This is a genomic window from Nocardioides oceani, assembly GCF_030412965.1.
Classification (GTDB): Bacteria; Actinomycetota; Actinomycetes; order Propionibacteriales; family Nocardioidaceae; genus Nocardioides; species Nocardioides oceani.
The window spans coordinates 217,182-239,827 of record NZ_JAUHJQ010000006.1 but is presented as its reverse complement, the minus strand read 5'-3'; the positions used below and the strand labels follow the sequence as shown (position 1 = coordinate 239,827).

The window sequence follows — 22,646 nt, the reverse complement described above, 5'->3', positions numbered from 1 at the left end:
AGGTCGCCAGTCAGGCCAGCAGGTCGCGCACGACCGCGTCGGCGAGCAGCCGGCCGTCACGGGTGAGCACCAGCCGGCCCGCCCGCTCCACCAGCAGTCCCCGGTCCACGAGGCCGGGGACTGCTGCGTTCCCGGCCTCGTCGAGCACGCGGCGGTCCAGCCCGTCGGTGAGGCGCAGCTCGAGCAGGACCCGCTCGACCCGCTGGTCCTCGGCGCTCAGCACCTCGCGCGCGTGGGCGGGGCTCCGACCCGCGGCGATCCGGTCGGCGTACGCCGCCGGGTGCTTGACGTTCCACCAGCGGGTGCCGCCGACGTGGGAGTGCGCCCCGGGGCCGACGCCCCACCAGTCCGCGCCGGTCCAGTAGAGCTCGTTGTGCCGGCACCGCGAGGCGGCGTCCCGGCTCCAGTTGGACACCTCGTACCACCCCAGCCCGGCGGCGGTCATCCGCTCGTCGGCCAGGAGGTACTTGTCGGCGAGGTCGTCGTCGTCGGTCATCGGCACCTCGCCGCGGCGGACCTGCCGGGCCAGGGCCGTGCCCTCCTCCACGATGAGCGCGTACGCCGACACGTGGTCCGGCGCGCAGGCCAGCGCCGCGTCGAGGGAGGTCGACCAGTCGTCGAGGGACTCCCCCGGCGTGCCGTAGATCAGGTCGAGGCTGACCTGGTCGAAGCCGGCTGCGCGGGCCCACTCGACCGCCGCCGGCACGCGCAGCGGGTCGTGGGTGCGGTCGAGCACGCGGAGCACGTGCGGGACGGCGGACTGCATGCCGATCGAGACGCGGGTGAACCCGGCCGCGCGCAGGCCGTCGAGGTAGGCCAGGTCGACGCTGTCGGGGTTCGCCTCGGTGGTGACCTCGGCGCCGGGCACCAGGCCGAACTCCTGGTCGATCGCGGTGAGCACCGACCCGAGGTCGGCGGGGCTCAGCAGCGTCGGGGTGCCGCCGCCGAGGAAGACGGTCTCCACCGGGAGGTCGCGGTCCCCGAGCACGCGTCGCGCGCGGCGTACCTCCTCGACCGCGGCGGCGGCGTAGGTGCCGCGGGAGACGGTCGTGCCGCCGCCGATGGTGAGCTCGGAGGCGGTGTAGGTGTTGAAGTCGCAGTAGCCGCACCGCACCGTGCAGAACGGCACGTGCACGTAGAACCCGAACGGCCGCTCCCCCAGCCGCGCGAGCGACTCCTCCGGGAGAGCGCCGTCCTCGGGCACCGGGTCGCCGGCGGGGAGGACGGAAGGCACGCGCTCCATCCTCCCACCGGGCACCCGGCCGGCCACATCGCCGGACGAGGCCCCGCACGGGCACTCAGACCGGCACGTTGAGGCTGATCGTGTAGCCCTCCTCGACCGATCCGGTCACCTTCGCCAGCTGCAGCGAGTGGCCGTCGGCGAAGACCATGTCGGTGTCGAGCGCGACCCGGTTGAGGTTGTCGAGGCTGGTCTCGTAGCCGTCGGTCGCGTACACCTCGCGGCACACGTCCTCGGGCAGGGCGAGCTGGGAGGTGCGCAGCTTGTTGGTGTACGTCGTCGCCGAGGCCAGCGACTCGTAGACCTCGAAGTGCATGTGCGGCCAGCGGCCGTCGTAGCAGGCGGGGAAGATGCTGGTGAACTCCACGCGGCCGTCCTCGTCGGTCTCCTGGACCCCGCGCAGGTAGTTCTCCTCGGCGATGGCCTCCGAGTACATCGAGTACTCCCCGGCCCGGTCGCAGTGCCACAGGTAGAACGCGGCACCGACCAGCGGCGAGACGTCGTCGCCGGACAGGTCCTGGACGCGGAGCCGGATGGTGACCGGCACGCCCTCGGCGACCCTCGACGCGGAGCCGAAGCTCGTGGTGAGGTCGCTGCGCACCACGCCGGACTCGGTCAGCACGTTCGCGCCGTTGGAGCCGTCACCGGGGTACGGCCCGGCGGTCTCCTCGGGGATCTCGCCCTCGGCGACGTCGACGTCCGACCCCTCGGCACCGCCGGGACCCCCGGCGCCGCCGCCGGCCGGCGGGCCACCGGAAGGCGGGGTCGGCCGGGAGCCGGTCGAGGTCAGCTCGGTGGTGGTCTCGTCGGCGCCGCAGGCGACCAGCGCGGCGGCCGCACCGACGCCGCCGGCCAGGCCGAAGAGGCGTCGGCGACCCAGGATGCGCGGGAGGTCGGAGGAGAGGCCGAGGTCGTGGTCCTCGAGGTCGGCGGAGGAGTGCTGGGTGCTCATGGCGTCATTCGAGCCGTCGTCCCTGTGCGGCCGCTGTGCGCACCCCCAGCCGCACCGATGACCCCGCGCCCGTCGAGGCGGGTCAGCGGAAGTCGCGGGAGCGGTGCTTCTCGCGCAGCGCCCGGCCCGCCTCGGGATGGAGGTCCTCGAGGGAGGAGATCTTGTCGGCCACCAGGTTGGTGGCGCCGTCCTCGCGCTCGAGCATCCCGCGGACGACCACCGCCGAGGAGCCGGCGGCGGCCTTGCGGTGGCGGCGCCAGACGCCGACGGTGCAGATGACGTTGAGCATGCCGGTCTCGTCCTCGAGGTTGAGGAACGTGACCCCGCCGGCCGTGCCCGGCCGCTGCCGGTGCGTGACCAGGCCCGCGACGCTGATCCGGCGGTTCGGCTCGGTGGTGGCCAGCTCGGCCACCGAGCGGACCCCGGCGCGCCGCAGCTGGCCGCGCAGGTGGCCGAACGGGTGGCTGTCGGGCGTCACGCCGGTGGCCCAGAGGTCGGCCATCGTCAGCTCGACCTCGTCCATGTCGGGCAGCATCGGCGCGTCCCCGGAGACCCGGACTCCCTCGAGCTGGTCCTCCCGCTCGGTCCAGCCGGCGTTCCACAGCGCCTGGCGACGGGTCAGCCCGCTGCTGTCGAAGACCCCCGCGGTGGCCAGCGCCTCGAGCTGGCGGGCGTCGAGACCGGCGCGCCGGGACAGGTCCACCTGGTCGGCGAACGGCCGCTCCGCCCGGGCGGCCACGATCCGCGCGGCCACGTCCGGACCGATGCCGCGCACGGAGTCCAGCCCCAGCCGGACGGCGTACGCCGTGTCCCGCCGGTGCTGCGGGGTGGGGTCGGGGGTGCCCGGGACGAAGAACGTCTTGCCCGGGTGGTCGAGCAGGCAGGAGTCCAGGCCGGAGGTGCGCGCGTCCGAGGTCAGCGGCTCGAGGTCGGCCTGCGCGCCGGAGCGCTCGAGGTCGGGCTTGAGCACGGTGACGCCGTGCCGGCGGGCGTCACCGACGAGCGACTGCGGGGAGTAGAAGCCCATCGGCTGGGCCCGGAGCAGCCCGGCGAGGAACGCGCCCGGGTAGTGCAGCTTGAACCACGAGCTGGCGTAGACGAGCTTGGCGAAGGAGAGCGAGTGGCTCTCGGCGAAGCCGAAGTTGGCGAAGGACAGGATCTTGACGTAGATCGCGTCGGCGTCGTCCCCGACGATCCCGCGGCGCTCCATCCCGGCGTACAGCTTGTGCTTGATGCTCTCGATCCGCTCCACGCCGCGCTTGGAGCCCATCGCCCGGCGCAGCAGGTCGGCCTCGTCGGGCGTGCAGTCACCGATGGTCTTGGCCATGTCCATCAGCTGCTCCTGGAACAGCGGCACGCCGAGGGTCCGCTCGAGCACCGGCACCAGCTCGGGGTGGGGGTAGGTGACCGGCTCGCGGCCGGTGGCGCGGCGGACGTAGGGGTGGACCGCGCCGCCCTGGATAGGGCCGGGGCGGATGAGCGCGATCTCGATCGCCAGGTCGTAGAAGCAGCGCGGCTGCAGCCGCGGGAGGGTGCCGATCTGGGCGCGGCTCTCGACCTGGAAGACGCCGATGGAGTCCGCGCGGCAGAGCATGTCGTAGACCGCCGGCTCCTCCTTGGGGATGGTCGCCAGCTCCCAGCGGTCCCCGAGGTGCTCGGCGGCGATGCGCATCATGTGGTCGAGCGCGGAGAGCATCCCGAGCCCGAGCAGGTCGAACTTGACCAGGCCCATGAACTCGCAGCCGTCCTTGTCCCACTGCAGGACCGTGCGGTTCTCCATCCGGGCGTGCTCGATCGGGCAGACCTCGCCGATGGGTCGCTCGGTGAGCACCATCCCGCCGGAGTGGATGCCGAGGTGGCGCGGGGTGGAGAGCAGCTGGTTGGCCAGCGCGACCACCTGTTCGGGGACCTCGGTCTCGCCGGGGTCGCCGTCGGGCTCGACCTTGGTCCAGCTGGAGATCGACTTCGACCAGGCGTCCTGCTGGCCGGGCGAGAAGCCGAGCGCCTTGGCGGCGTCGCGCACGGCCATCTTGGGGCGGTAGCTGATGACGTTGGCGACCTGCGCGGCGTTGTGCCGGCCGTAGCGCTCGTAGACCCACTGGATGACCTCCTCGCGGCGGTCGGAGTCGAAGTCGACGTCGATGTCGGGCTCCTCGTCGCGGTGCTCGGAGATGAACCGCTCGAAGGGCAGCCGGTAGAAGACCGGGTCGATGGCGGTGATCCCGAGCGCGTGGCAGACCACCGAGCTCGCCGCGGACCCGCGGCCCTGGCACAGGATCCCGCGGGAGCGGGCGAAGGCGACGATGTCGTGGACGATGACGAAGTAGCCGGCGAAGTCCTTGCGCTCGATGACCTCCAGCTCGTGGTGGATCTTGGCGCGCGCCTCGGTCTCGAGGTCGGTGCCGTAGTAGCGCTCCTCGAAGCCGCGCCAGGTCAGCACCTTCAGCCAGCTGATCGGGGTGTGCCCCTCGGGGATGCCGTCCTTGGGCAGCCGCGGGGTCGCCTTCTGCAGGTCGAAGACGACCTGGTCGGCCAGCTCCACCGAGCGGACCACCGCGCCGGGGTAGCGGGCGAACCGCCGCGCCATCTCCTCCCCCGACCGCAGGCACGCCGCGCCGCTCGCGGGCAGCCAGCCGTCCATGTCGGCCAGGCTGCGCCGCGCGCGGATCGCCGCCATCGCGGCGGCCAGCCGGTGGTCGCCGGGGCGGGCGTGGTGGACGTTGTTGGTCGCCACCGCGGGCAGGCCGTGCTCGGCGGCCAGCGCGAAGAGCAGGTCGTTGTCGCCGGAGTCGCCCGGGTAGCCGTGGTCGACCAGCTCCACGGCCACCGAGTCGCGGCCGAACAGCTCGACCAGCCGGCGCAGCTCGCGCGCGGCCCCGGCCGGGCCGTCGGCCCGCAGCGCCGAGCGGACCGCGCCCTTGCGGCACCCGGTCAGCACCAGCCAGTGGCCGCGCCCCCGCTCGCCGAGCTCGGCGAGGTCGTAGACCGGGCGCCCCTTCTCCTGCCCGCGCAGGTGCGCGTCGGTGATCGCCGCTGCCAGCCGGTGGTAGCCCTCCACGCCGCGGGCGAGCACCAGCAGGTGGGTGCCCTCGGGGTCGGCCACGCCCTGCTGGGCGCGGCCCAGGTCGAGGGAGAGCTCCGAGCCGTACGCCGTGCGCAGGCCCGAGCGGCCCGACGGCGCGGCGTTGACCTGCGCGGTCTCGGCGAACAGCGGCGCGCCGTGGAAGCCGTCGTGGTCGGTGATCGCCAACGAGTCCAGGCCCAGCCGGATCGCCTCGAGCACCAGCTGGTCCGGCGAGCTGGCGCCGTCGAGGAAGCTGAAGCTGGAGTGGCAGTGCAGCTCGGCGTAGGGCACCACCGGACCGTCGGGCGCGGCGACGTCGGTCTGCTGGGGCCGCCGCTTGCGCCGCGAGATCGGCGCCTCCGAGGACAGGTCCGGGCGGCCCGAGAGCCGCCGCTCGAGCTCGGCCCAGGGCATCGTGGGGTTGTTCCAGCCCATCAGTCCCCCCGGTGCTTCTCGGCCATCAGTCGTAGCCCGCCTCGGTCCACCAGACCGACTCCGCGGCGGCCTGGTCGTACGTCATCAGCCAGGCGCGCCCGTCGACCCCCACGACCTGGAAGCGGGCCACCCGGCGCGGCGTGCCCTCCCACCACAGCTCCTCGACCGGCCACGGGCCGGCCCACGCCGCGACCGGCTGCCACGGCTCGTCGGCGTGCGGGCGGAACCGCGCCGGTTCCCCGCGCACCGCCCCCCGCTCGTCGACCACGACCGGCCGCCCGCCCGGCTCGACCAGCGCCGCCGGCCACGGGTCGGCCAGCACCCGGGCCGGCGCCGGGGGCGGGATGCTGCCCGGCCAGGGCAGCCCGGTGGGCCGCAGCCCGGTGGGCCGCTCGCCCCAGGGCACCATCGCCTGCCGGTCCGCCGGCGCCCGGCCGCCCTGGAGCACCGGCACGACGACCGCCTCGTGGCCGAGCATCCCCTGGACCCGGGCGATCCCCCGCTGGACCCGCTCGTCGGTGCCGCCCCAGAGCCCGTCGGCATGGACCGCGTCGGGGACGACGGTCTCGGGCACGAACCGCACCCGCTCGACCGGGGCGCGGACCTCCCCGCCCCTGCTCAGCCCGTTCATGGCGCCCTGCAGCTGCCAGTGCAGCCGGTCGACGACGTCCGCGGCGCCGAACCAGCGCGGGTGCACCCACCGCCGCGAGGAGGCGACCACCCCGTCGGCCTCGGCCTGCACGAGCAGCTCGGTGCAGACCAGGCCGTGGCGGGCCAGCCGCTCGACGAAGGCGTCGGCGGTGCGCCGGGCACTGAAGGAGATCGTCTCCGCGGAGTCCAGCGGCGGCTCGAAGTCGACGTGCACCTCGAGGTCCGGCGGGACGGCGCGCTCGGCCAGCAGCGTCTCGCCCCGGCCCGAGACGATCCGGTGCACCCACGCCACCTGCCGGCCGAACCGGGCCAGGACGTCCCCGGCACCGAGGTCGGCCAGCTGCCCCAGCGAGCGCAGCCCCAGCCGCTTGAGCAGGCCGACGGTCTCGGGGTCCTCGAGAACCTCGACCGGCAGCGCGCGCAGGAACGGCACCGACTCCCCCGCCGGCACCACCACGCTGTCCTGCGGCTCGGCACGCCGCGCGGCCTGCTCGGCGGTGAACAGCTCGTCGGCGATCCCCACCCGGCAGTCCCAGACCCCGTGCCGGACCAGCCGCTCGGCCACGACGGCCGCGGCCTCGGCCTCCCCGCCGTAGAACCGGCCCGGCGAGCGCAGCGCGACCAGGCCGGGCCGCAGCGGCGCGACCCCCGGCCGCAGCTGCTCCAGGACCGCGAGGACGTCCTCGAACGCCCGGGCGTCCCGGTCGGGGTTGGCGGCGAGGACGGCGATCTCGGGGCAGCGCGCCTGGGCGTCGCGCCGCCGCATGCCGCGGCGTACGCCGAAGTCGCGGGCGGGACCGTTGACGGCCTGCACGACGTTGGCGGAGAAGACCGCGGCCGGCTGCCGCGGTGGGCGGGCCTCCTCGGCCAGGGCGGCGACCACCGGCCAGTCGGGGCACCACACGACGAGTGCGCGCATCTCAGCCCGCGACCGCGACGGGCCCGGGGAGGACCACCGGGGCGGCCGGCGCGGGAGCGCCCTGCTCGCCGGGGAACCACAACGCCGTACGCCGCGGCGGAGCCGACCCGCGCCGCGCCTCGACGACCAGCCGGCGGCTGCGCAGGTGGCCGTGGCCGAGACCGACGCCGGTCCACCGCGGCTCGGCGGTGGTGAGCCGGACCTCGCAGCGCGGCCACGGGCCGAGGGAGACCAGCACGCCCGCGCGCTTGCGCAGCCGGGCGCCGAGCTTCTCGGCGACGTGCTCGCCGACCCGCGGCGGCGGGCGCAGCACGACGAGCGGGACGACGTCGACGAGCGCGGCGGTGACCTCCAGCCACTGCTCGCCGGGCTCGGGGACCAGCACGGTGCGGCCGAGCTCGACGCCGGCGGCGGCCGCCGCCTCGGCGCCGAAGTCCGGCACGCCCACGACCGCGCACCACTCACCGGCCTGCGACGGACCGGCCATCAGGGCCAGCGCGAGCGTGGCGCTGTCGACCTCGTAGCTGCCGCCGGTGCGCAGCTGGACCACCCCGCCGAGCGCGGGGTGGGTGGGCAGCGGCCGCCGCGGGACGCCGTCGGTCATCCGCTGCATGCGCTCGCGCAGGCGCTCGATCTCGCCCCCCACCGAGGGCGACGCTGCAGAGGAAGAGGTGGCCACGCCCCAGTATCGAACATGCGTTCGAACGCGTCAACCGGGGGTGGCCACCTCTGGGTGGTCCGACGACTGGTTCAGCCGTGGGTCAAGGGTGCATCACGAGGCGTAGAGCGCGTCGATCCGGGCCTTGTTGTTGTCCTCCACGACGTTGCGCTTGACCTTCATCGAGGGGGTCAGCTCGCCGGACTCGATGGTGAGGTCGTGGTCGAGGATCTCCCACTTCTTGATGGTCTCCCAGCGGTTGAGGCGGCCGTTGAGCTGCTCGACGTACCCGGCGACCATCTCCTTGACCTGCGGGGAGGAGACGACCTCGGTGTAGGGCGCGCCCGACATGCCGTTCTCCTCGGCCCAGCCCGCCATCGCGTCCGGGTCGAGGGTGACCAGCGCGACGCAGTAGTTGCGCTCGCTGCCGAAGACCATGAACTGGCTGGTGTAGGGGCACAGCGCCTTGAACTTCGACTCGATGGCCGAGGGGGCGATGTACTTGCCGCCGGAGGTCTTGAACAGGTCCTTGATCCGGCCGGTGATGGTGAGGAAGCCGTCGGCGTCCATCGAGCCCTTGTCGCCGGTGCGCAGCCAACCGTCCTCGGTGAACGCCTTCGCGGTCTCCTCGGGCAGGTTGTGGTAGCCCTCCATGACGTGCGGGCCCTTGATCTGGACCTCGTCGCCCTCGCCGATGCGGACCTCGGCGCCCGGCAGCGCGGGGCCGACGGTGCCCATCTTGTAGTCCTCGGGGTGGTTGACCGTGGCGCCGGCGGCGTTCTCGGTCATGCCGTAGCCCTCGAGGATGAGGATGCCTGCGGCGTTGAACCACTCCGCGATCTCCTGGTTCAGCGCCGCCGAGCCGGAGATGAAGAAGCGGACCCGGCCGCCGAAGCGGTCGCGGACCTTGCTGAAGACGAGCTTGTCGAACAGGCCGTGCTGCAGCTTCAGCGGCAGCGGGACGGACTTGCCGTCGCGCTGGAGCCGGTCGACCTTGATGCCGACCTCGAAGGCCTTCTTGAAGATCTTCTCCTTGGCGCCGCCCTCGGCCTGCTGCATGGTGACGATCCGGCCGTGGGCCTTCTCGAAGATGCGCGGGGCCGCGCCCATGAACGTCGGCTTCACGATGCCGAGGTTCTCCACGATCTTGTCGATGCGGCCGTCGATCGCGGTGGCGAAGCCGCACGCGAGCTGGCTGGAGAGCAGCACCTTGCCGAAGGAGTGGGCCATCGGCAGCCACAGGAACTGCAGGTCGTCCTCGTGGAGGATGTCCTGGGCCTGGATCGCCGCGCCCTCGTAGACCCAGGAGCGGTGGCGCAGCCGCACGCCCTTGGGCTTGCCGGTGGTGCCGGAGGTGTAGATCAGCGTCGCGAGCTGGTCGGGCCCGATGGCCTGCGCGGTCTGCTCGATGATGTCGGGGTGGTCGGCGAGGTACTTCTCGCCGAGCTCGGCGAGCTGGTCCATCGAGATGACCCAGTCGCCGTCGGCGGTGCCGTCGAAGGTCACGACCTTCATCAGGTGCGGCAGCTCGTTCTTGTGGCCACGGATCTTGGCCAGCTGCTCGTCGTCCTCGGCGAAGACGATGCGGCACTCGGCGTCGCCGAGGATGTAGGCCACGTCGGGGGCGTTGGTCGTCGGGTAGACGGTGGTCGTCGCGCCGGCGGCGCACATCACCGCCAGGTCGGCCAGGATCCACTCGTAGCGGGTGCCGGCCGCGATGCCGACGCGCTGCTCGGACTCCAGGCCGAGCGACAGCAGGCCGGCGGCCAGGCGGCGTACCCGCTCCCCTGCCTGGGCCCAGGTGACGGACTCCCACGCCTCACCGCGGGGGAAGCGGAACGCCTCGGCCGCGGACGACGCGGCGACGCGGTCGAGGAACTGCACGGCCATGTTCGGGGCCAGGTGGTCGACGAAGCTGGTGTCGTGGTTGACGGGCATGGCTCTCCTGGGTGACGGCAGGGAGGGTAGGCCGAAGCGGCCGCTCCTCCCGTCGCGGATCGTTGCCGCGTAACCTACGTCACTTCCAACCCGCGAGTAGCCGACTTCTCCTTGGTTGGACACCCGATCAACGAAGTTTTCCCTACCGCGCCCCGGGCGTGCCGGTTCGGTGGGCTCAGGCGCGCGCGGCGACGTACTGCTCGGCCTTGCGCCGCGCCTTCTCGGCCAGCCCCTCGACCTCGAGCAGCCGCGGCAGCAGCGCCGGCTCGGTGTGCAGCGCGCGGAACATCGTCCCGATCGTGACGCCGTGGCCGGGGCGGTGCAGCACCTCGATGTCGTCGCCGGCCTGCACCGTGCCGGGGTCGAGGACGCGGAGGTACGCACCGGGCGCCCCGTCGAGGGTGAACCGCTTGACCCAGGCGCGATTGTCGAACCCGCACCGGCCCATCCAGGTCTTGAAGTCGTTGCAGGGCGTGCGGACGTAGGCGACCTCGAGCAGCGCCGTGCCGACCCGCCACCGCTCGCCGACCTCGGCGCCGGTCACCTCGACGCCCCGCGTGGTGAGGTTCTCCGCGAACTGCCCGTCGCGCACCTCCTGGCCCAGGTCGACCGCCCAGCGGTCCAGGTCCTCGCGCGCGTAGGCGTAGACCGCCTGGTCGACCCCGCCGTGGTGACGGGTGTCGGAGACGCGGTCGCCGGCGAGGCCGAGCCGCCCGACCTCGACCGGGCCGCGGACCGGCGCCTTGTCGATGCTGGTGCGGCCGATGCCGGCCCAGGCGGCCTCGCGGGGCGTGCCGACGTTGACGGAGACGAGCTGGGACACCCCGTGATTGTCACCCGCCGGGGCCGCCCGCGCCGCATTATCGGGCGCATCTCCGCCCGCATCGCGGGGCGGCCGGGCCGGCTCACTCCTGGACGGCCTTGGCGACCGCGACGCACCGGGTGACCAGCTCGCGGTCGGCCAGGCCGGCGAGCGCCCGGTGGACCGTCCGCACCACGACCCAGTCCCGCGCGCGGTCCTCGTCGAGGCCGGCGGCGTCGATCGCGGCGTGGAACCGGCGCCGCAGCGTGCCGCGGACGTCCCCCGTCACGTCCTCCCACCGGTGCCACAGCAGCGGCGCCACCTCGCTGTGCGGGTCGCCGGCCAGCGGCTTGGGCGAGACCGCCCGCCAGTCGTCGGGGTCCTCGCCCGCGACCAGGTGGGCGTAGTGCAGGTCGGTGTGCAGCAGCCGCTCCTCCCCCGGGTCGCGCGCGAGCGCCCGGCCCAGGGACACCGCCTGCTCGACCAGGCGGTGCGGCAGCGGCGCATCGCGCGGCAGGGCGGCCAGCGCACCCGTCCGCTCCGCGACGTACGTCGCCAGGCGGGGCACCTGCGGAGGCGGGTCGACGTGCAGGAGCCCCAGGTGCGCCCCGACCAGCTCGCAGGCCGCGACGTCCCAGTGGCCGGCCGCGGGGTCGGCCAGGTCCGGGCCGGCCAGCCGCTCGAGCAGCAGCGCCCGGCGGTGCGGGTCGGCCCGCAGCAGCCGGGCCGCACCGGTCCCGCCCCACCGCTGCAGGGCGAGCGGCTCGAGGGCGGGCGCGTCCGTCGCCGCACCGACCTTGAGCACCGCCGGCCCGCGCTCGTCGCGGACCGGCAGCACCGTCGCCCGCCCCGCGGGGAACGGCGCCCCGTCGCGCACCAGGGCCCACTCCTCGAGCAGGGCGTCGACGACCGTGACCACCCGCCCATCGTGCCGGGCGACCCCGAGGAGGGTTGACCGGCCCGGGGCCGGGGTAGACCCTCGAGCGGGGGGTTCTTCGCATGCGCATGTCCGACCGGTGGGTGGGCCGGCTGCCGTCCCTGCCCAGCCAGCGTCCGCTGCTGGTGCTGCTGGACCTCCTCGCCGTGGTGCTCGCGGCCGTGCCGGTGCTGGGCACCGTCCACGTGAGCCCGGTGCCGGTGGCCGCCGCCGGGGCAGCGGTGTTCCTCACCTGCCACAGCGCGGACCTCTACCGCCCGCGGCTGGTGCTCTCGGTCCTGGAGGACCTCCCCCGGCTGCTGCTCGCCGCGGCGCTCGGCACGCTGGCGCTCGTCGCCGCCGCGCCCCGCATCGGGGTGACCGGCGACCCGACGTGGCCGGTTGCGCCCGCGTTCGCCGCCGGCCTGGCCCTGCTGCTGGTGGTGGTGCGGACGGCGGCGTACACGACGGTCCACGGGCTGCGCCGTCGTGGCCTCGCCGGGCACCCGGTGATCATCGTCGGCGGCGAGCCGGTCGGCTCGGCGCTGGCTGCGACGCTGCTGGACCAGCCCCAGCTCGGCCTGCGACCGGTGGGCATCGTCGAGCGGGGCGCGAGCGCGCGGCGGCTGCCCGTGCCGCTGCTCGGCGGGATCGACCGGCTCGAGCAGGCGATGACCGACCTCGGCGTCCACGACGTGGTCTTCGCGTTCCCGGCGCCTCCGGACGCCCAGACCGTGGCGGTCGTGCGCCGGTGCGTGGAGCGCGACCACCAGGTCTTCGTCGTGCCCCGGTTCCACGAGCTGATGGGCGCCACCGGCACCCGCGGCACCGAGGTCGTCCAGGGCGTCACGCTGATGCGCCTGCGCCGCTGGGGCCACCGGCCGCTGGCCCGCTGGGGCAAGCGTGCCCTCGACGTGGCCCTCGCGTCGGTCGGGCTCGTCCTCGCCGCCCCGGTGATGGCCGCCTGCGCGCTCGCCACCCGCATCGAGACCGGACCGGGCGTCGTCTTCCGCCAGACCCGCGTCGGGACCGGCGGGCGGCCGTTCACCCTCTACAAGCTCCGCTCCCTGCGGCCCGACGACGAGATCGAGAGCGCGACCCGCTGGAGCATCGACGGCGACGCGCGGATCGGCCCGGTCGGCCGGTTCCTGCGCCGCACCGGCCTCGACGAGCTGCCGCAGCTGGTCAACGTCCTGAAGGGCGACATGAGCCTGGTCGGGCCGCGGCCGGAGCGGCCGCACTTCGTCGACGCGTTCAGCCGCAGCGAGAGCCGGTACGCCGACCGCCACCGGGTCCCCGCCGGGCTCACCGGGCTGGCGCAGGTGCACCGGCTGCGCGGGGACACCTCGATCGCCGAGCGCACCCGCGTCGACAACTACTACATCGAGAACTGGTCGCTGTGGAGCGACGTCAAGATCATGTGCCGGACGCTCCCGGTCCTCGTCCGAGCACCGCGGGGAGAGGTCGGCGCCGTGCGCCTCGGCTCCTCCGCTCCCGGAGGACCGACAGGTAGACCCCGATGACCTCGCGGGCCGCCGTGAGCTCGTCGTGGTGGTCCTCGACGTGCAGCCGGCCGGCCCAGCCCTCGTCGGTCGCCACGTCGGAGGACTGCAGGCGGTAGACCAGCGCGTCGGCCAGCGCCTCGGCGTCACCCGGCGCGACCAGCTGCCCCGCGTCGTCGGGCACGGCCTCCACGATCCCCGGGATCGCGGTGGCCACGACGCTGCGCCCGCACGCCATCGCCTCCAGCGGCACCAGCGGCATGCCCTCCCACCGCGAGGGCGCGACGGCGACGTCGGCCGCCGCGAGCCACAGCGGCACGTCGGTGCGACCACCGGCGAGCAGCACGCCGTCGAGGTCGGCCGCCCGGCGCTCCAGCTCCCTGCGGTCCGGCCCCGCGCCGACCAGCACCAGCTGCGCCGCCGGCACCCGCTCGCGCACCGACGGCCAGGCGTCGAGGAGCGCGTCCTGGCCCTTCTGCCGGGTCAGCCGGCCCACGCACACCACCGTCGGCACGTCGGGCAGGCCGAGGCCGGCGCGGGCGGCGAGCCGCTCCTGCGGGCCCTGCACCCCCAGCCGCAGCAGGTCCACGCCGTTGGGCAGCACCCGCGTGGGCACCTCGATGCCGGCCTCCACGCCGGCGATCCGCTCGGCCTCGCTGACGCAGACCAGGCGGTGCGTCCAGCGCGCCGCGAGCCGCTCCCACGCCAGCGAGGCACGGCGTACCGGGCCCTCCACCGCGAGGAAGGACCACGCGTGCGGCTGGAAGATCGTCGGCCGGCTCCCGCGCAGGGCGAGCCGCCCGGCCAGGCCGGCCTTCGCGCTGTGCAGGTGCACGACGTCCGGGTCGACCTCGGCGAGGATCCGGCGCAGCTCGGTGGTCTCGCGCAGCACCGAGCGGCCCGGGCCGCGGGTCGCCGACCACCACCGCACCTCGGCGCCGGCGGCGCGCGCGGAGTAGCCGAGCCACCCGTGGCTCGGGCAGACCACGGTCACCCGCCAGCCGCGCCGGAGCTGCTCGCGGATGTAGGAGTACTGCACCACGGCCACGCCCTCCGAGGAGGGCTCGGCCACGTGGGCCACGTGGAGCCGGCGGCGGATCCCCTCGTCCCGCCGCGGTCGCCTGCGCACGCCCGCCTCCTAGGTGAGCACCCGCTCGGCGCGGCGCCCGACGAGCACCGTCCCGAGCAGGCCCGCGCCGACCGACCGCACGCGGTCGGCGTGGGCGCGCAGCGCCGGCGCGGCGACCTGGCCCTCGGGCACCACCATGAGCAGCGAGCCGCGGGCCGCCATCACGCGCGCGTCGTCGCAGGTCTCCAGCGGCGGCGCGAGCACGATGACGACGTCGTACGTCGCCTCCGCCTCGGCCATCTTGTCGGCGAAGGTGGTCTCGAGCATCGACTCGTACGGCTCGGACCCGGCGTCGCCGGCGGGCAGCACGCTCAGCAGCTCCACCGGTCCGGGGCTGACCGCCCGGGACAGCTCGGTGCCGGCCAGCACGTCGAAGAGGCCCGGTGTGTCCGGCTCCGCGGCGATCGGGCGGCCGTGGCGCGGGCCCATCCGTCCGTCGACGAGCAGCACGGTCCGACCGACGTTCGCCAGCGAGATCGCCAGGTTCGCGCCCAGCCACACGTTGACCTCGCCCGGCGTGACGCCGGCGACGACGACGCGGCTGACCGGGTCGCCCGCGGCCTGCGCCTCGAGCGCGATCCGCAGCTGGCGGAAGAGGTCCGCCGCGGCCGTGCCGGGGTAGAGCGCCGGCAGCGTGGTCGGGTCGCGCGGCACACCGACGTGCGCGAGCAGCGGGGCGCCGGTCGCCTCCTCGACGGCCGCGCCGGTGTCGACGGTGCTGGTGCGGCGGTCGCGCGCGACCGCCGCGGCGACCGCGAGGACCAGCGCGAGCGCGGCGCCGACGCCGATCGCGAGCAGCAGGTTGGGGCTGCTGTAGGTCCGCGGCGGCTGGGCCTCGTTGGTCTGGGTGAAGAGGAACGACCCGGCGCTGGGGTCGTAGTAGGGCAGCGTGATCGCGACCCGGTTGGCCAGGTCCGCGGCCACCTCGGGGTCGCTGTCCTCGGCGACGACCTGGATCAGGATGGTGCCGCCGACCCACTCCGCGCTCACCGCCGAGCGCAGGTCGCTGACCTCGCGCTCGACGTCGAGCTGGCCGGCCACCTCGGTGAGCAGCTCGCGGCTGCTGGCGAGCTCGGCCAGCGTGCCGCGCAGCGCGTCGAGGTCGTCGGGCGACTCCAGCGTCTCCCGCTCCGCAGCGGCCGCGAGCACGGCCGTGGCGCGGTAGGTCTTCGGCGCCAGCCCCACGCCCACGCCCACGGCGACGGCGGTCACCGCCAGCACGAGCAGGACGAGCAGGCGTTGACGCCACAGCGCCCCGCCGATCTGGTGCAGCTCCATCGGTCTTCCCCCCGGTAGTCCTTCAGGTCACGTCTGTGTAGATCGCGTCGTACGACGCCGTCATCGCCGCCGGCGAGAAGCGCTCCTCCACGAGCGCGCCGGCCGCGGCGGCCAGGTCGCGGCGTCGGCCCGGGTCCTCGAGCAGCCGGCGCACTGACGCCGCCCAGGCGTCGACGGTCGGCTCGGCCACGAGCTCGACGGCCCCGGCGAGCGAGGTGAGGCCGCCGACGGCCGAGGCGGCGACCGGCACGCCGGCGCCCATCGCCTCGAGCACCGAGACCGGCAGGCCCTCGCGGTCGCTGGCCAGCAGCAGCAGGTCGGCCGCGGCGAGCAGCCGGTCGACGTCGTGGCGGTCGCCGAGCAGGCGGACGCGGTCGGCGAGGCCGGCGTCGGCCACCCGCCGCTCCAAGCCGGGGCGGGCGGGCCCGTCGCCAGCGAGCAGCAGGAGCGGCGCGCCGGGCACCCGGGACCAGGCGTCGACGAGCAGGTCGGGCCGCTTGGGCGCCACCAGCCGGGACACCGCGAGCGCGACCTGCTGGTCTGCGGGCAGGCCGAGCGCCGCACGGGCCGCGGCGCGCGCGGGCAGCCGCAGCGCCGGGGCGGCGTTCTCGACGACGCGGAGCCGGTCGGTGGGCAGGCCGCCGCTCGCCAGCCGGTCGGCGACGTCGGCGGAGACCGCGACCACGACGTCGGCGCAGCGGTCGAGCACGCGCGCGGCCCGCGGGTAGTCCTCCGCCGCGAGCCCGTGCACCGTGGCGACCAGCGGCGCGCGCCGGCCGGCCGCGCGCTGGGCCAGGTGGGCGGCGAGCGTGGCGCGGACGTTGTGGGTGTGCAACAGGTCGGCGGGGCGCTGCCGCAGGTTGCGCCGCAGGCGGGCCGCCGAGCGGGCCAGTGCGGGCGCGCCGGGGCGGCGCAGCGGCACCGGCACCAGGTCGGCGCCGCGGCCGGCGACGTGGGCGGTGCGCCAGCCCCGGTCGCTCGCGACCGCGACCTCGTCGCCGCGGTCGAGGCGGTCCGCGGCAAGGTCTGCCACGACGGCCTCCGCGCCGCCCGAGCCCATCTCGGCGATCACCATCAGCGTCCTCATGCGCGCACCTCGTCGTAGACGCGCTCGAGACCGTCGACGCAGCCGGCGAGGCTGAACGACTCCGCCACCCGGACCCGCGCGGAGCGCCCCGCACGCTGGCGCAGGGCCTCGTCCTCGACGAGGGTGCGCAGCGCAGCGGTGAGCGCGGCGGGGTCGTCGGCCGGGGCGAGCAGTCCGTCGACGCCGTCGCGAACGACCTCGGGCACGCCGCCGACGGCGGTCGCCACCACCGGGAGCCCGCAGGACATCGCCTGGAGCACCGAGAGCGGCAGGTTCTCGGCCGCGGACGTCAGCGCGAGCAGGTGCCCGCGGGCGTACGCCGGCGCGGGGTCCGGCAGCCAGCCGGCCAGCTCCACGCGGCCGAGCAGCGCCGGCTCGGTGGCCCGCCGCTCGACCAGGGGCCGCTCCGGCCCGTCGCCGACGACCAGCGCCCGCGCGGCCGGCACGGCGGCCAGCGCGTCGAGGAGCAGGCCGATCCGCTTCACCCCGCCGAGCAGGCCGGTCCACACCACGGTCACCGGGCCGGCGGGCGCCGGCGACGGCCGCCAACGCGCCGGGTCGACCCCGTTGGGGACCACCGACACGAGCCGCTCGGGCAGGCCCACCGACTCCACGGCGTACGTCGCCACGGCGGCGCTGGGCACGACGACCCCGGCCCGGGCCCAGCGGGTCACCAGCCGCTCGCCGGTCAGGTAGTAGAGCCGGTCGCGGCGGCGGCGCTCGGCCGCACGGACGTTCCCGGCGACCAGGTCGGACAGGCCGTCGGCGACCCCGTGCAGGGTGTAGACGACGGGCGCGCCCAGCACCGGGGCGGCGAGCCGGGCCAGCCAGCCGGCGCGGCGGTCGTGGGCGTGGACGACGTCGGGGCGGAGCCCGCGCAGGAGGCGCAGGGTGTCGCGCGCCCCGCGGGCGTCGGCCTTGCCGGCGACGGTGGAGTCGTGCCAGGTGACGCCGGGAACGTGGACGGGCCGCGGGCCGACCACGTGGCTGTCCACGCCGCGGCGGGCCAGCTCCGCGGCGACGTCGACGGCGTGGTCGACCGGCCCGCCGGCGGACTGGGTCAGCACCTGCACCACCCGGGTCACGCGCGCTCCTCCCGGGCCAGCGCCGCGGCGAGCGCGCACAGCAGCCACAGCGGCAGGAAGTACTGCTCGGTCACGAAGACCGCCGCCACCGCGGTGCCGACCAGCGCCACGCCGACCCCGCCGGCGAGCCGGTCGCCGCGGGCGCGCCACCCGGACCGGGCGGCGAGCAGCCCGGCGGCGAGCAGCCCGAGGAAGGCGGCCAGCCCGACCAGGCCGAGCTCGGCGGAGGTCTCGAGGTAGGTGTTGTGCGCGACGTCGAGGTCGTGGTCGACCGAGTCGGGCAGCCGGTCGAGGTAGTCCCGGTGCTCGGTCGAGAACGAGCCCGGCCCGTGGCCGAGGACCGGGGCGTCGAGGGTCATCCGGCCGGCCGACTCCCACAGGTCCAGGCGCTCGGAGACGTTCTGGTCCGCGACCGCTCCCTTCTGGTCGAGGCTGACCTCGACCAGCTGCGGGAAGAGCGAGAGCGCCAGCGCGACCGTCGTCCCGCCCGCGACGGCCAGCGCGACCACCGCCCGCCAGCTCAGCTGCCGGCTCGCCACGGCGACCGCGACGGCCACCACGAGGCCGAGCAGCGCCCCGCGCGACAGGGTGCCGAGGACGGCGGCGACGCTGAGCGCGACTGCGACGTCGTAGACCCACGGCCGGCGGGCGCCCGCACGCAGCGCGGTGCCGAGCGGGATCGCGGCGAGCAGGAAGAAGCCGAGGTCGTTCGGGTCGCCGATCGGCCCGCCGACCCGGCGGTCGGCCCCGACGAGGTAGGTCACCAGCCCGCACACCGCTGCCGCGGCGCAGGCCAGGACGTAGACGCGGGCGACGGTCCGCGGCGCGAGCGGGCCGCGCATGGCGTCGACCAGCACCAGCAGGACCACGACGAAGCCGGCCCAGCGCGCGAGCACGGCCGCGCCGGTGGGGCCGTTGGGGTGCAGCACGGTCGCGACGAGCAGCACGACGACCAGCACGAGGACCGCCCCGAGCACCGCGGCCCGGCCGTGGCTGCGGGCGCCGGCCAGCGGGTGTCCCGGCCCCCGCAGCGGGCCACGGCTGCGCCGTACCAACCAGGACGCGACGAGGACGACGGCGAGCAGCTTCGTGGCGCGGGGGTCGGCGAGCGCGAGGTAGTCCTCGAAGACGGCGCTGGCGACGACCGCGAGCGCCGCCCACTCCAGCCGGACGAGCAGCGCGGTGCCGAGGACGGCGGCCGCGCCGAGGAGCATGGCCGGCTGCGGCGCGAAGCCGACCGCGAAGCCGCCGAGCGCCGCCAGCAGCAGGGGCACGAGGAAGCTCCCGACCGCGCGCGGTCGGGTCACGGGGGCCTCGCGGCGCAGGCCGAGGTCGAGGACGACGTCCTTTGTCACCATCCCGGGCCACCCCGGCTGCGCCAGCGGTCGAGCGGCCGCAGGAAGGTGTAGGCGCCGTCCAGGATGTGCCGCAGGTCCGCGGCGCCGCTGGGCACGAACGCGCGTCGCAGCGACAGCGGGTGCACCCGCCCGGTGTTGAGGCCGCGGTCGACGGTGATGCCCACGGTGTAGCCGGCCCGGTCCGCGGCCGCCCGCACGCGCGGCTCCCAGCCGCCGGTCGGGTACGCCAGGGACCGCACCGGCCGCCCGAGCAGCTCCTCCAGCACGACACGCGAGTCGACGAGCTCGCGCTCGAGCGCGTCGTCGTCCAGCGCCGGAAGCCACGGGTGGCTCACGGTGTGCGAGCCGATGTCGAGGCCCTCCTCGGCGGCCGCGACGAGCTCCTCGGCGGTCGCCGGCCGGAGCCGCCCGGTCAGGCAGTGCGCCGGCTCGTGGGCGTCCCAGGCGAACCGGTGGCCGGTGAGGATCCCGCTCACCACGAACAGCGTCGTGGCCATCCCGCGTTCGCGCAGGATCGGCCAGGCGGTGTCCACGACGCTGGCGTAGCCGTCGTCGAACGTCAGCGCCACGGCCCGGTCGGGCAGCGTGCCGGCCTGCAGCCGCGCGGCCGCCTCCTCCAGCGGCAGCACCCGGGCGCCCCACTCCTCGAGCACGTCGAGGTGGCGGCGGAAGTCGTCCACGCCGGTCGAGAGCCCGTCGGAGGTCCGGCCGTCCACGCGGTGCCAGCCGACGATGGTCAGCCCGTGGGCGGTGGCGAGGGTGCGGCGGGCCAGCGCCACCGGTCGGATGACGGTGGCGACGGCGCGGGTGCCGGTTCTCATGACGGCCTCCTCAGCAGTGCGGCGGCCTCGCGCAGGTGGTCGCGGTCCAGCAGCCACAGTGGCCCGGCGTACGCCGCCAGGCCGGCCGCCCCGAGGAGCGCGAGCGTCCCCGGGCTGGGCGGGACGTCCCCGAGCAGGAAGCGGACGACCAGCACGGCCGCGACGAGCGCGAGCGCGCTGAGCAGCGCCGGACGCAGCCCGAGCGCGAGCGCCCGCAGCGAGAAGCCGGAGACGAAGGTGCGGGCCAGCCCCAGCGCCAGCACGGCCACCACCGCGGCGACGACCGCCTGGCCGGCCGCGACGACGGTGATGCCGCGGTCGACGACGACGGCCAGGGTGCTGACCAGCAGGACGAGGTGGGCGAGCCGGAGGCCGAGGGCCAGCACCGGCCGGCCGGCCGCGTTGACCGCGGTCTGCACGAGCTGCCCGACGCTGAGCAGCCCGGCGTACGCCGCCAGCCAGGCGACCGCGGGCACCGCCGGGGACCACTTGTCCCCCAGCACCACCAGGTGGTCGGCGACCAGCGCGACGCCCAGGCACAGCGGCAGCACCAGCGTCGAGGTCACGGTCATCACGACCACGACCGCGCGGCCGAGCTCGCGACCGCGGACCCGGCAGAGGTAGGGGAAGGCGGCCCCGGTGATGACCACGACGATCATCAGGTAGGGCATGAACGCGAGCCGGAAGGCCAGGGAGTACTGCCCCAGCGCGATGGTGCCGAGCACGGCCGAGACGATGAGGTAGTCGATGTTGAGCTGCACCAGCTCCAACAGGTGGGTGCCGGCGTACGGGCCGCCGTAGCCGAGCAGACCGCGGGCGTCCTTGGCGTCCCACCCGGGCAGCACCGGCGGGTGGACGCACCACGAGAGCAGCATCGTCAGCACCGCCTGGGTGACCTGGCCGGCGACCAGCGCCATGACCCCGGAGCCCTGCACGACCAGCACGATGGCCACCACCGCCCCGACGACCGAGGAGACGGTGTCGGGGACGATGCGGCGCAGGAACCTCAGCTCGCGCCGCAGCAGCTCGTTGGTGACCCCCGCGATCGCGGTGCAGGGCAGCACGACCGTGAGGCCGCGGATCACGGCCGCTCCCCCGTCGGCGGCGCCGAGGACCGCGGCGAGCCACGGGGCGGCCACCCAGAGCAGGGCGGCGAGCACCACGGCGCAGCCGACGCCGATCGTCACCGCGGTGCGCGCCGCCCGCAGGACGTCGCCGCGCCAGTAGACCAGCGCGCTCGCCGTGCCCAGGCTGGCCACCTGGACCGCGACGTTGGCCACGAGCGTGCCGAGCGCGACGAGGCCGAGCGCGGACGGGGCGAGCATCGCCGCGAGCGCGAGCAGCACGACGGTCTGGGAGGTCTTGACGACCACGCCGTTGGTCGCGAGCCACAGGGCGCCCCGCGCGGTGCGGCCGGCCTCGCCGGTCGGCTCGCCCGGCCCGGGGGCGGTCGCACCGCTCGTCCCCTGAGCGGGGGCGGGGGCCGTCAGCGCGGCCTCGACCGCGTCGAGGTGGGCGGCCAGCGCCTCCGTCGGGAGGTCGTGCGGGGAGCGGTTGCGCAGGAACAGCACCACGGCGGCCAGCGCCAGCGCCTGCCGGTGGTCGCGGTCCCAGTCGCGCCAGCGGCGGCCGGCGACCTCGAGCTCGCCGACCGACCCGGTCCGGTCGTGCTGGTCGACGAGCGCCATCACCTGCTCGGCGACGGTGCGCCCGGGCTCGTTCACGTCGCGCAGCGCCGGCACCAGCAGCCGGTCGAGCCCGGCCGGCGCGTCGGGCGCGGCGTTGTCCCAGTCGATGACGACCGCGGCGTCGCGGTCGAGCAGCACGTTGCCGGGCCACAGGTCGCCGTGGCACCACCCGGTCGGCACCCCCGGCTCGAGCACGGCGAGGAGGCCGGCCCAGCGGTCGCGTACGGCGGCGGGCACGACGGCCGCGCGGTCGCACCACGCCCGGGCCCAGCCGGGGCCGGTCTGCCCGGTGCGGGTCGCGGCGAGGACGTCGGCCAGCTCGTCGGCCACCGCCCACTGCCACTCCGGCCGCGGCCACGGCCAGCGCAGGCCGCCGGTCCGCGGCAGCCAGGCCGTCGCGACCCAGGCGCAGCCGCGGGTGGACCCGGTGGCCAGCACCTCCGGCAGGAACGGCGACGCCGCCGGCACCTCGGCCCGCACCCGGTCGACCAGGTCGGACCGGTCGCCCTCGTGCTCGAGGAGGTCCAGCCGCACCGCCACGTCGCCCCCGGCCGTGCGGACGCGCAGCAGCGTGTGCCCGGCGGTCGTCACGCCGACCAGCCGGCCCGATGCGCCGTACGTCTCGGGCAGCCGCTCCACCACGTCGGCGAGCACCACGTCGGCGAGCGTCGGTGCCGCAGGCCCCTCGACCCCCAGCCGCGGGGCGCCGCGGTGTCGCGCGGCCCGCAGGCCCGCCCGGCGGCGCGCCCAGGCGACCGGGTCACCGGCGGCGACCGGCCAGCCGGAGCGCCACAGCAGCTCGGGCTCGTGCGCGCTCGGGTAGACGACGTGCTCCCCCGAGGCGCCGAGGACCGCCACGCTCGCGCCGGGCGCCAACGGCACCGGCGGCCGAGCGGGTCCCTCCAGGACCAGCAGGCTCGCCTCGGCACCGGCCGCCAGCGCCTCCTCGAGGTCCAGCGCGTCGGGGAACGCCGCTCGCAGGTGGGGCATGAGGACCTCGCCCACCGCCAGCACGACGGTCGGCCCCGGGTCGGCCGGGAGCAGCACCCGGAACGCCGCCAACCGGTCGCCCACGGTCCAGTGCGGCGTCGTGACCGCCACCGGCCGGGTCACGAGGTGCCTA

16 protein-coding genes are annotated in these 22,646 nt (G+C 75.7%); 1 reads left to right on the top strand and 15 read right to left on the bottom strand.

Annotated features, from left to right (window positions below; translation table 11 throughout):
- Window positions 1–10 precede the first annotated feature (10 nt).
- The 8 genes from hemW to QWY28_RS15660 all read right to left on the bottom strand — a co-directional run bounded on the left by hemW (window position 11) and on the right by QWY28_RS15660 (window position 11,578).
- Entirely contained in the window at window positions 11–1,234 is a 1,224-nt protein-coding gene (gene hemW / locus QWY28_RS15695; protein ID WP_300953502.1) for a radical SAM family heme chaperone HemW, read from the bottom strand.
- A 64-nt stretch (window positions 1,235–1,298) separates the two neighbouring features.
- Window positions 1,299–2,192 (bottom strand): dioxygenase family protein, encoded by an 894-nt coding sequence (locus tag QWY28_RS15690; protein WP_300953501.1) that lies wholly within the window; start codon window positions 2,190–2,192, stop codon window positions 1,299–1,301.
- Window positions 2,193–2,274: 82 nt separating this feature from the next.
- Entirely contained in the window at window positions 2,275–5,691 is a 3,417-nt protein-coding gene (locus QWY28_RS15685; protein ID WP_300953500.1) for an error-prone DNA polymerase, read from the bottom strand.
- Between the two features lie 25 nt (window positions 5,692–5,716).
- The gene (locus tag QWY28_RS15680) at window positions 5,717–7,261 is read right to left on the bottom strand and encodes a DNA polymerase Y family protein (protein ID WP_300953499.1); all 1,545 of its coding nucleotides are present in this window, start codon (window positions 7,259–7,261) and stop codon (window positions 5,717–5,719) included.
- Window position 7,262: 1 nt separating this feature from the next.
- On the bottom strand, window positions 7,263–7,907 hold the full coding sequence (imuA', locus tag QWY28_RS15675) for a DnaE2-dependent mutagenesis accessory factor ImuA' (RefSeq protein WP_300953498.1): 645 nt from the start codon (window positions 7,905–7,907) through the stop codon (window positions 7,263–7,265).
- Window positions 7,908–8,033: 126 nt separating this feature from the next.
- Window positions 8,034–9,857, bottom strand: a complete 1,824-nt coding sequence (locus tag QWY28_RS15670; RefSeq protein WP_300953497.1) for an AMP-dependent synthetase/ligase — start codon at window positions 9,855–9,857, stop codon at window positions 8,034–8,036.
- Between the two features lie 175 nt (window positions 9,858–10,032).
- The gene (locus tag QWY28_RS15665) at window positions 10,033–10,680 is read right to left on the bottom strand and encodes an MOSC domain-containing protein (RefSeq protein ID WP_300953496.1); all 648 of its coding nucleotides are present in this window, start codon (window positions 10,678–10,680) and stop codon (window positions 10,033–10,035) included.
- An 82-nt stretch (window positions 10,681–10,762) separates the two neighbouring features.
- Window positions 10,763–11,578, bottom strand: a complete 816-nt coding sequence (locus QWY28_RS15660) for an aminoglycoside phosphotransferase family protein (protein WP_300953495.1) — start codon at window positions 11,576–11,578, stop codon at window positions 10,763–10,765.
- Between the two features lie 80 nt (window positions 11,579–11,658).
- Between QWY28_RS15660 and QWY28_RS15655 the strand changes: the two genes are divergently transcribed.
- The gene (locus tag QWY28_RS15655) at window positions 11,659–13,098 is read left to right on the top strand and encodes a sugar transferase (RefSeq protein ID WP_300953494.1); all 1,440 of its coding nucleotides are present in this window, start codon (window positions 11,659–11,661) and stop codon (window positions 13,096–13,098) included.
- Here QWY28_RS15655 and QWY28_RS15650 read toward each other — a convergent pair.
- The 7 genes from QWY28_RS15650 to QWY28_RS15620 are packed head-to-tail and all read right to left on the bottom strand — an operon-like array spanning window position 12,992 to window position 22,636.
- Window positions 12,992–14,206 carry a glycosyltransferase gene (locus QWY28_RS15650; protein WP_300953493.1) on the bottom strand — a complete coding sequence of 405 codons (1,215 nt, stop codon included), beginning with the start codon at window positions 14,204–14,206 and terminating at the stop codon, window positions 12,992–12,994. The two genes, QWY28_RS15655 and QWY28_RS15650, sit on opposite strands and share 107 nt — an antisense overlap.
- A 9-nt stretch (window positions 14,207–14,215) precedes the next feature.
- Window positions 14,216–15,484 carry a hypothetical protein gene (locus QWY28_RS15645; protein ID WP_300953492.1) on the bottom strand — a complete coding sequence of 423 codons (1,269 nt, stop codon included), beginning with the start codon at window positions 15,482–15,484 and terminating at the stop codon, window positions 14,216–14,218.
- A gap of 22 nt (window positions 15,485–15,506) precedes the next feature.
- A complete protein-coding gene (locus QWY28_RS15640) occupies window positions 15,507–16,571 on the bottom strand; it encodes a glycosyltransferase family 4 protein (RefSeq protein WP_300953491.1) in 1,065 nt (354 codons plus the stop codon).
- Window positions 16,568–17,656, bottom strand: a complete 1,089-nt coding sequence (locus QWY28_RS15635; protein ID WP_300953490.1) for a glycosyltransferase family 4 protein — start codon at window positions 17,654–17,656, stop codon at window positions 16,568–16,570. Before QWY28_RS15635 ends, QWY28_RS15640 begins: the two co-directional genes overlap by 4 nt.
- Window positions 17,653–19,014 (bottom strand): O-antigen ligase family protein, encoded by a 1,362-nt coding sequence (locus tag QWY28_RS15630; protein WP_300953489.1) that lies wholly within the window; start codon window positions 19,012–19,014, stop codon window positions 17,653–17,655. Before QWY28_RS15630 ends, QWY28_RS15635 begins: the two co-directional genes overlap by 4 nt.
- Window positions 19,008–19,835 (bottom strand): polysaccharide deacetylase family protein, encoded by an 828-nt coding sequence (locus QWY28_RS15625; RefSeq protein WP_300953488.1) that lies wholly within the window; start codon window positions 19,833–19,835, stop codon window positions 19,008–19,010. The genes QWY28_RS15630 and QWY28_RS15625 overlap by 7 nt, the downstream gene beginning before the upstream one ends.
- Window positions 19,832–22,636, bottom strand: a complete 2,805-nt coding sequence (locus tag QWY28_RS15620; protein ID WP_300953487.1) for an oligosaccharide flippase family protein — start codon at window positions 22,634–22,636, stop codon at window positions 19,832–19,834. The genes QWY28_RS15625 and QWY28_RS15620 overlap by 4 nt, the downstream gene beginning before the upstream one ends.
- Window positions 22,637–22,646: the final 10 nt, after the last annotated feature.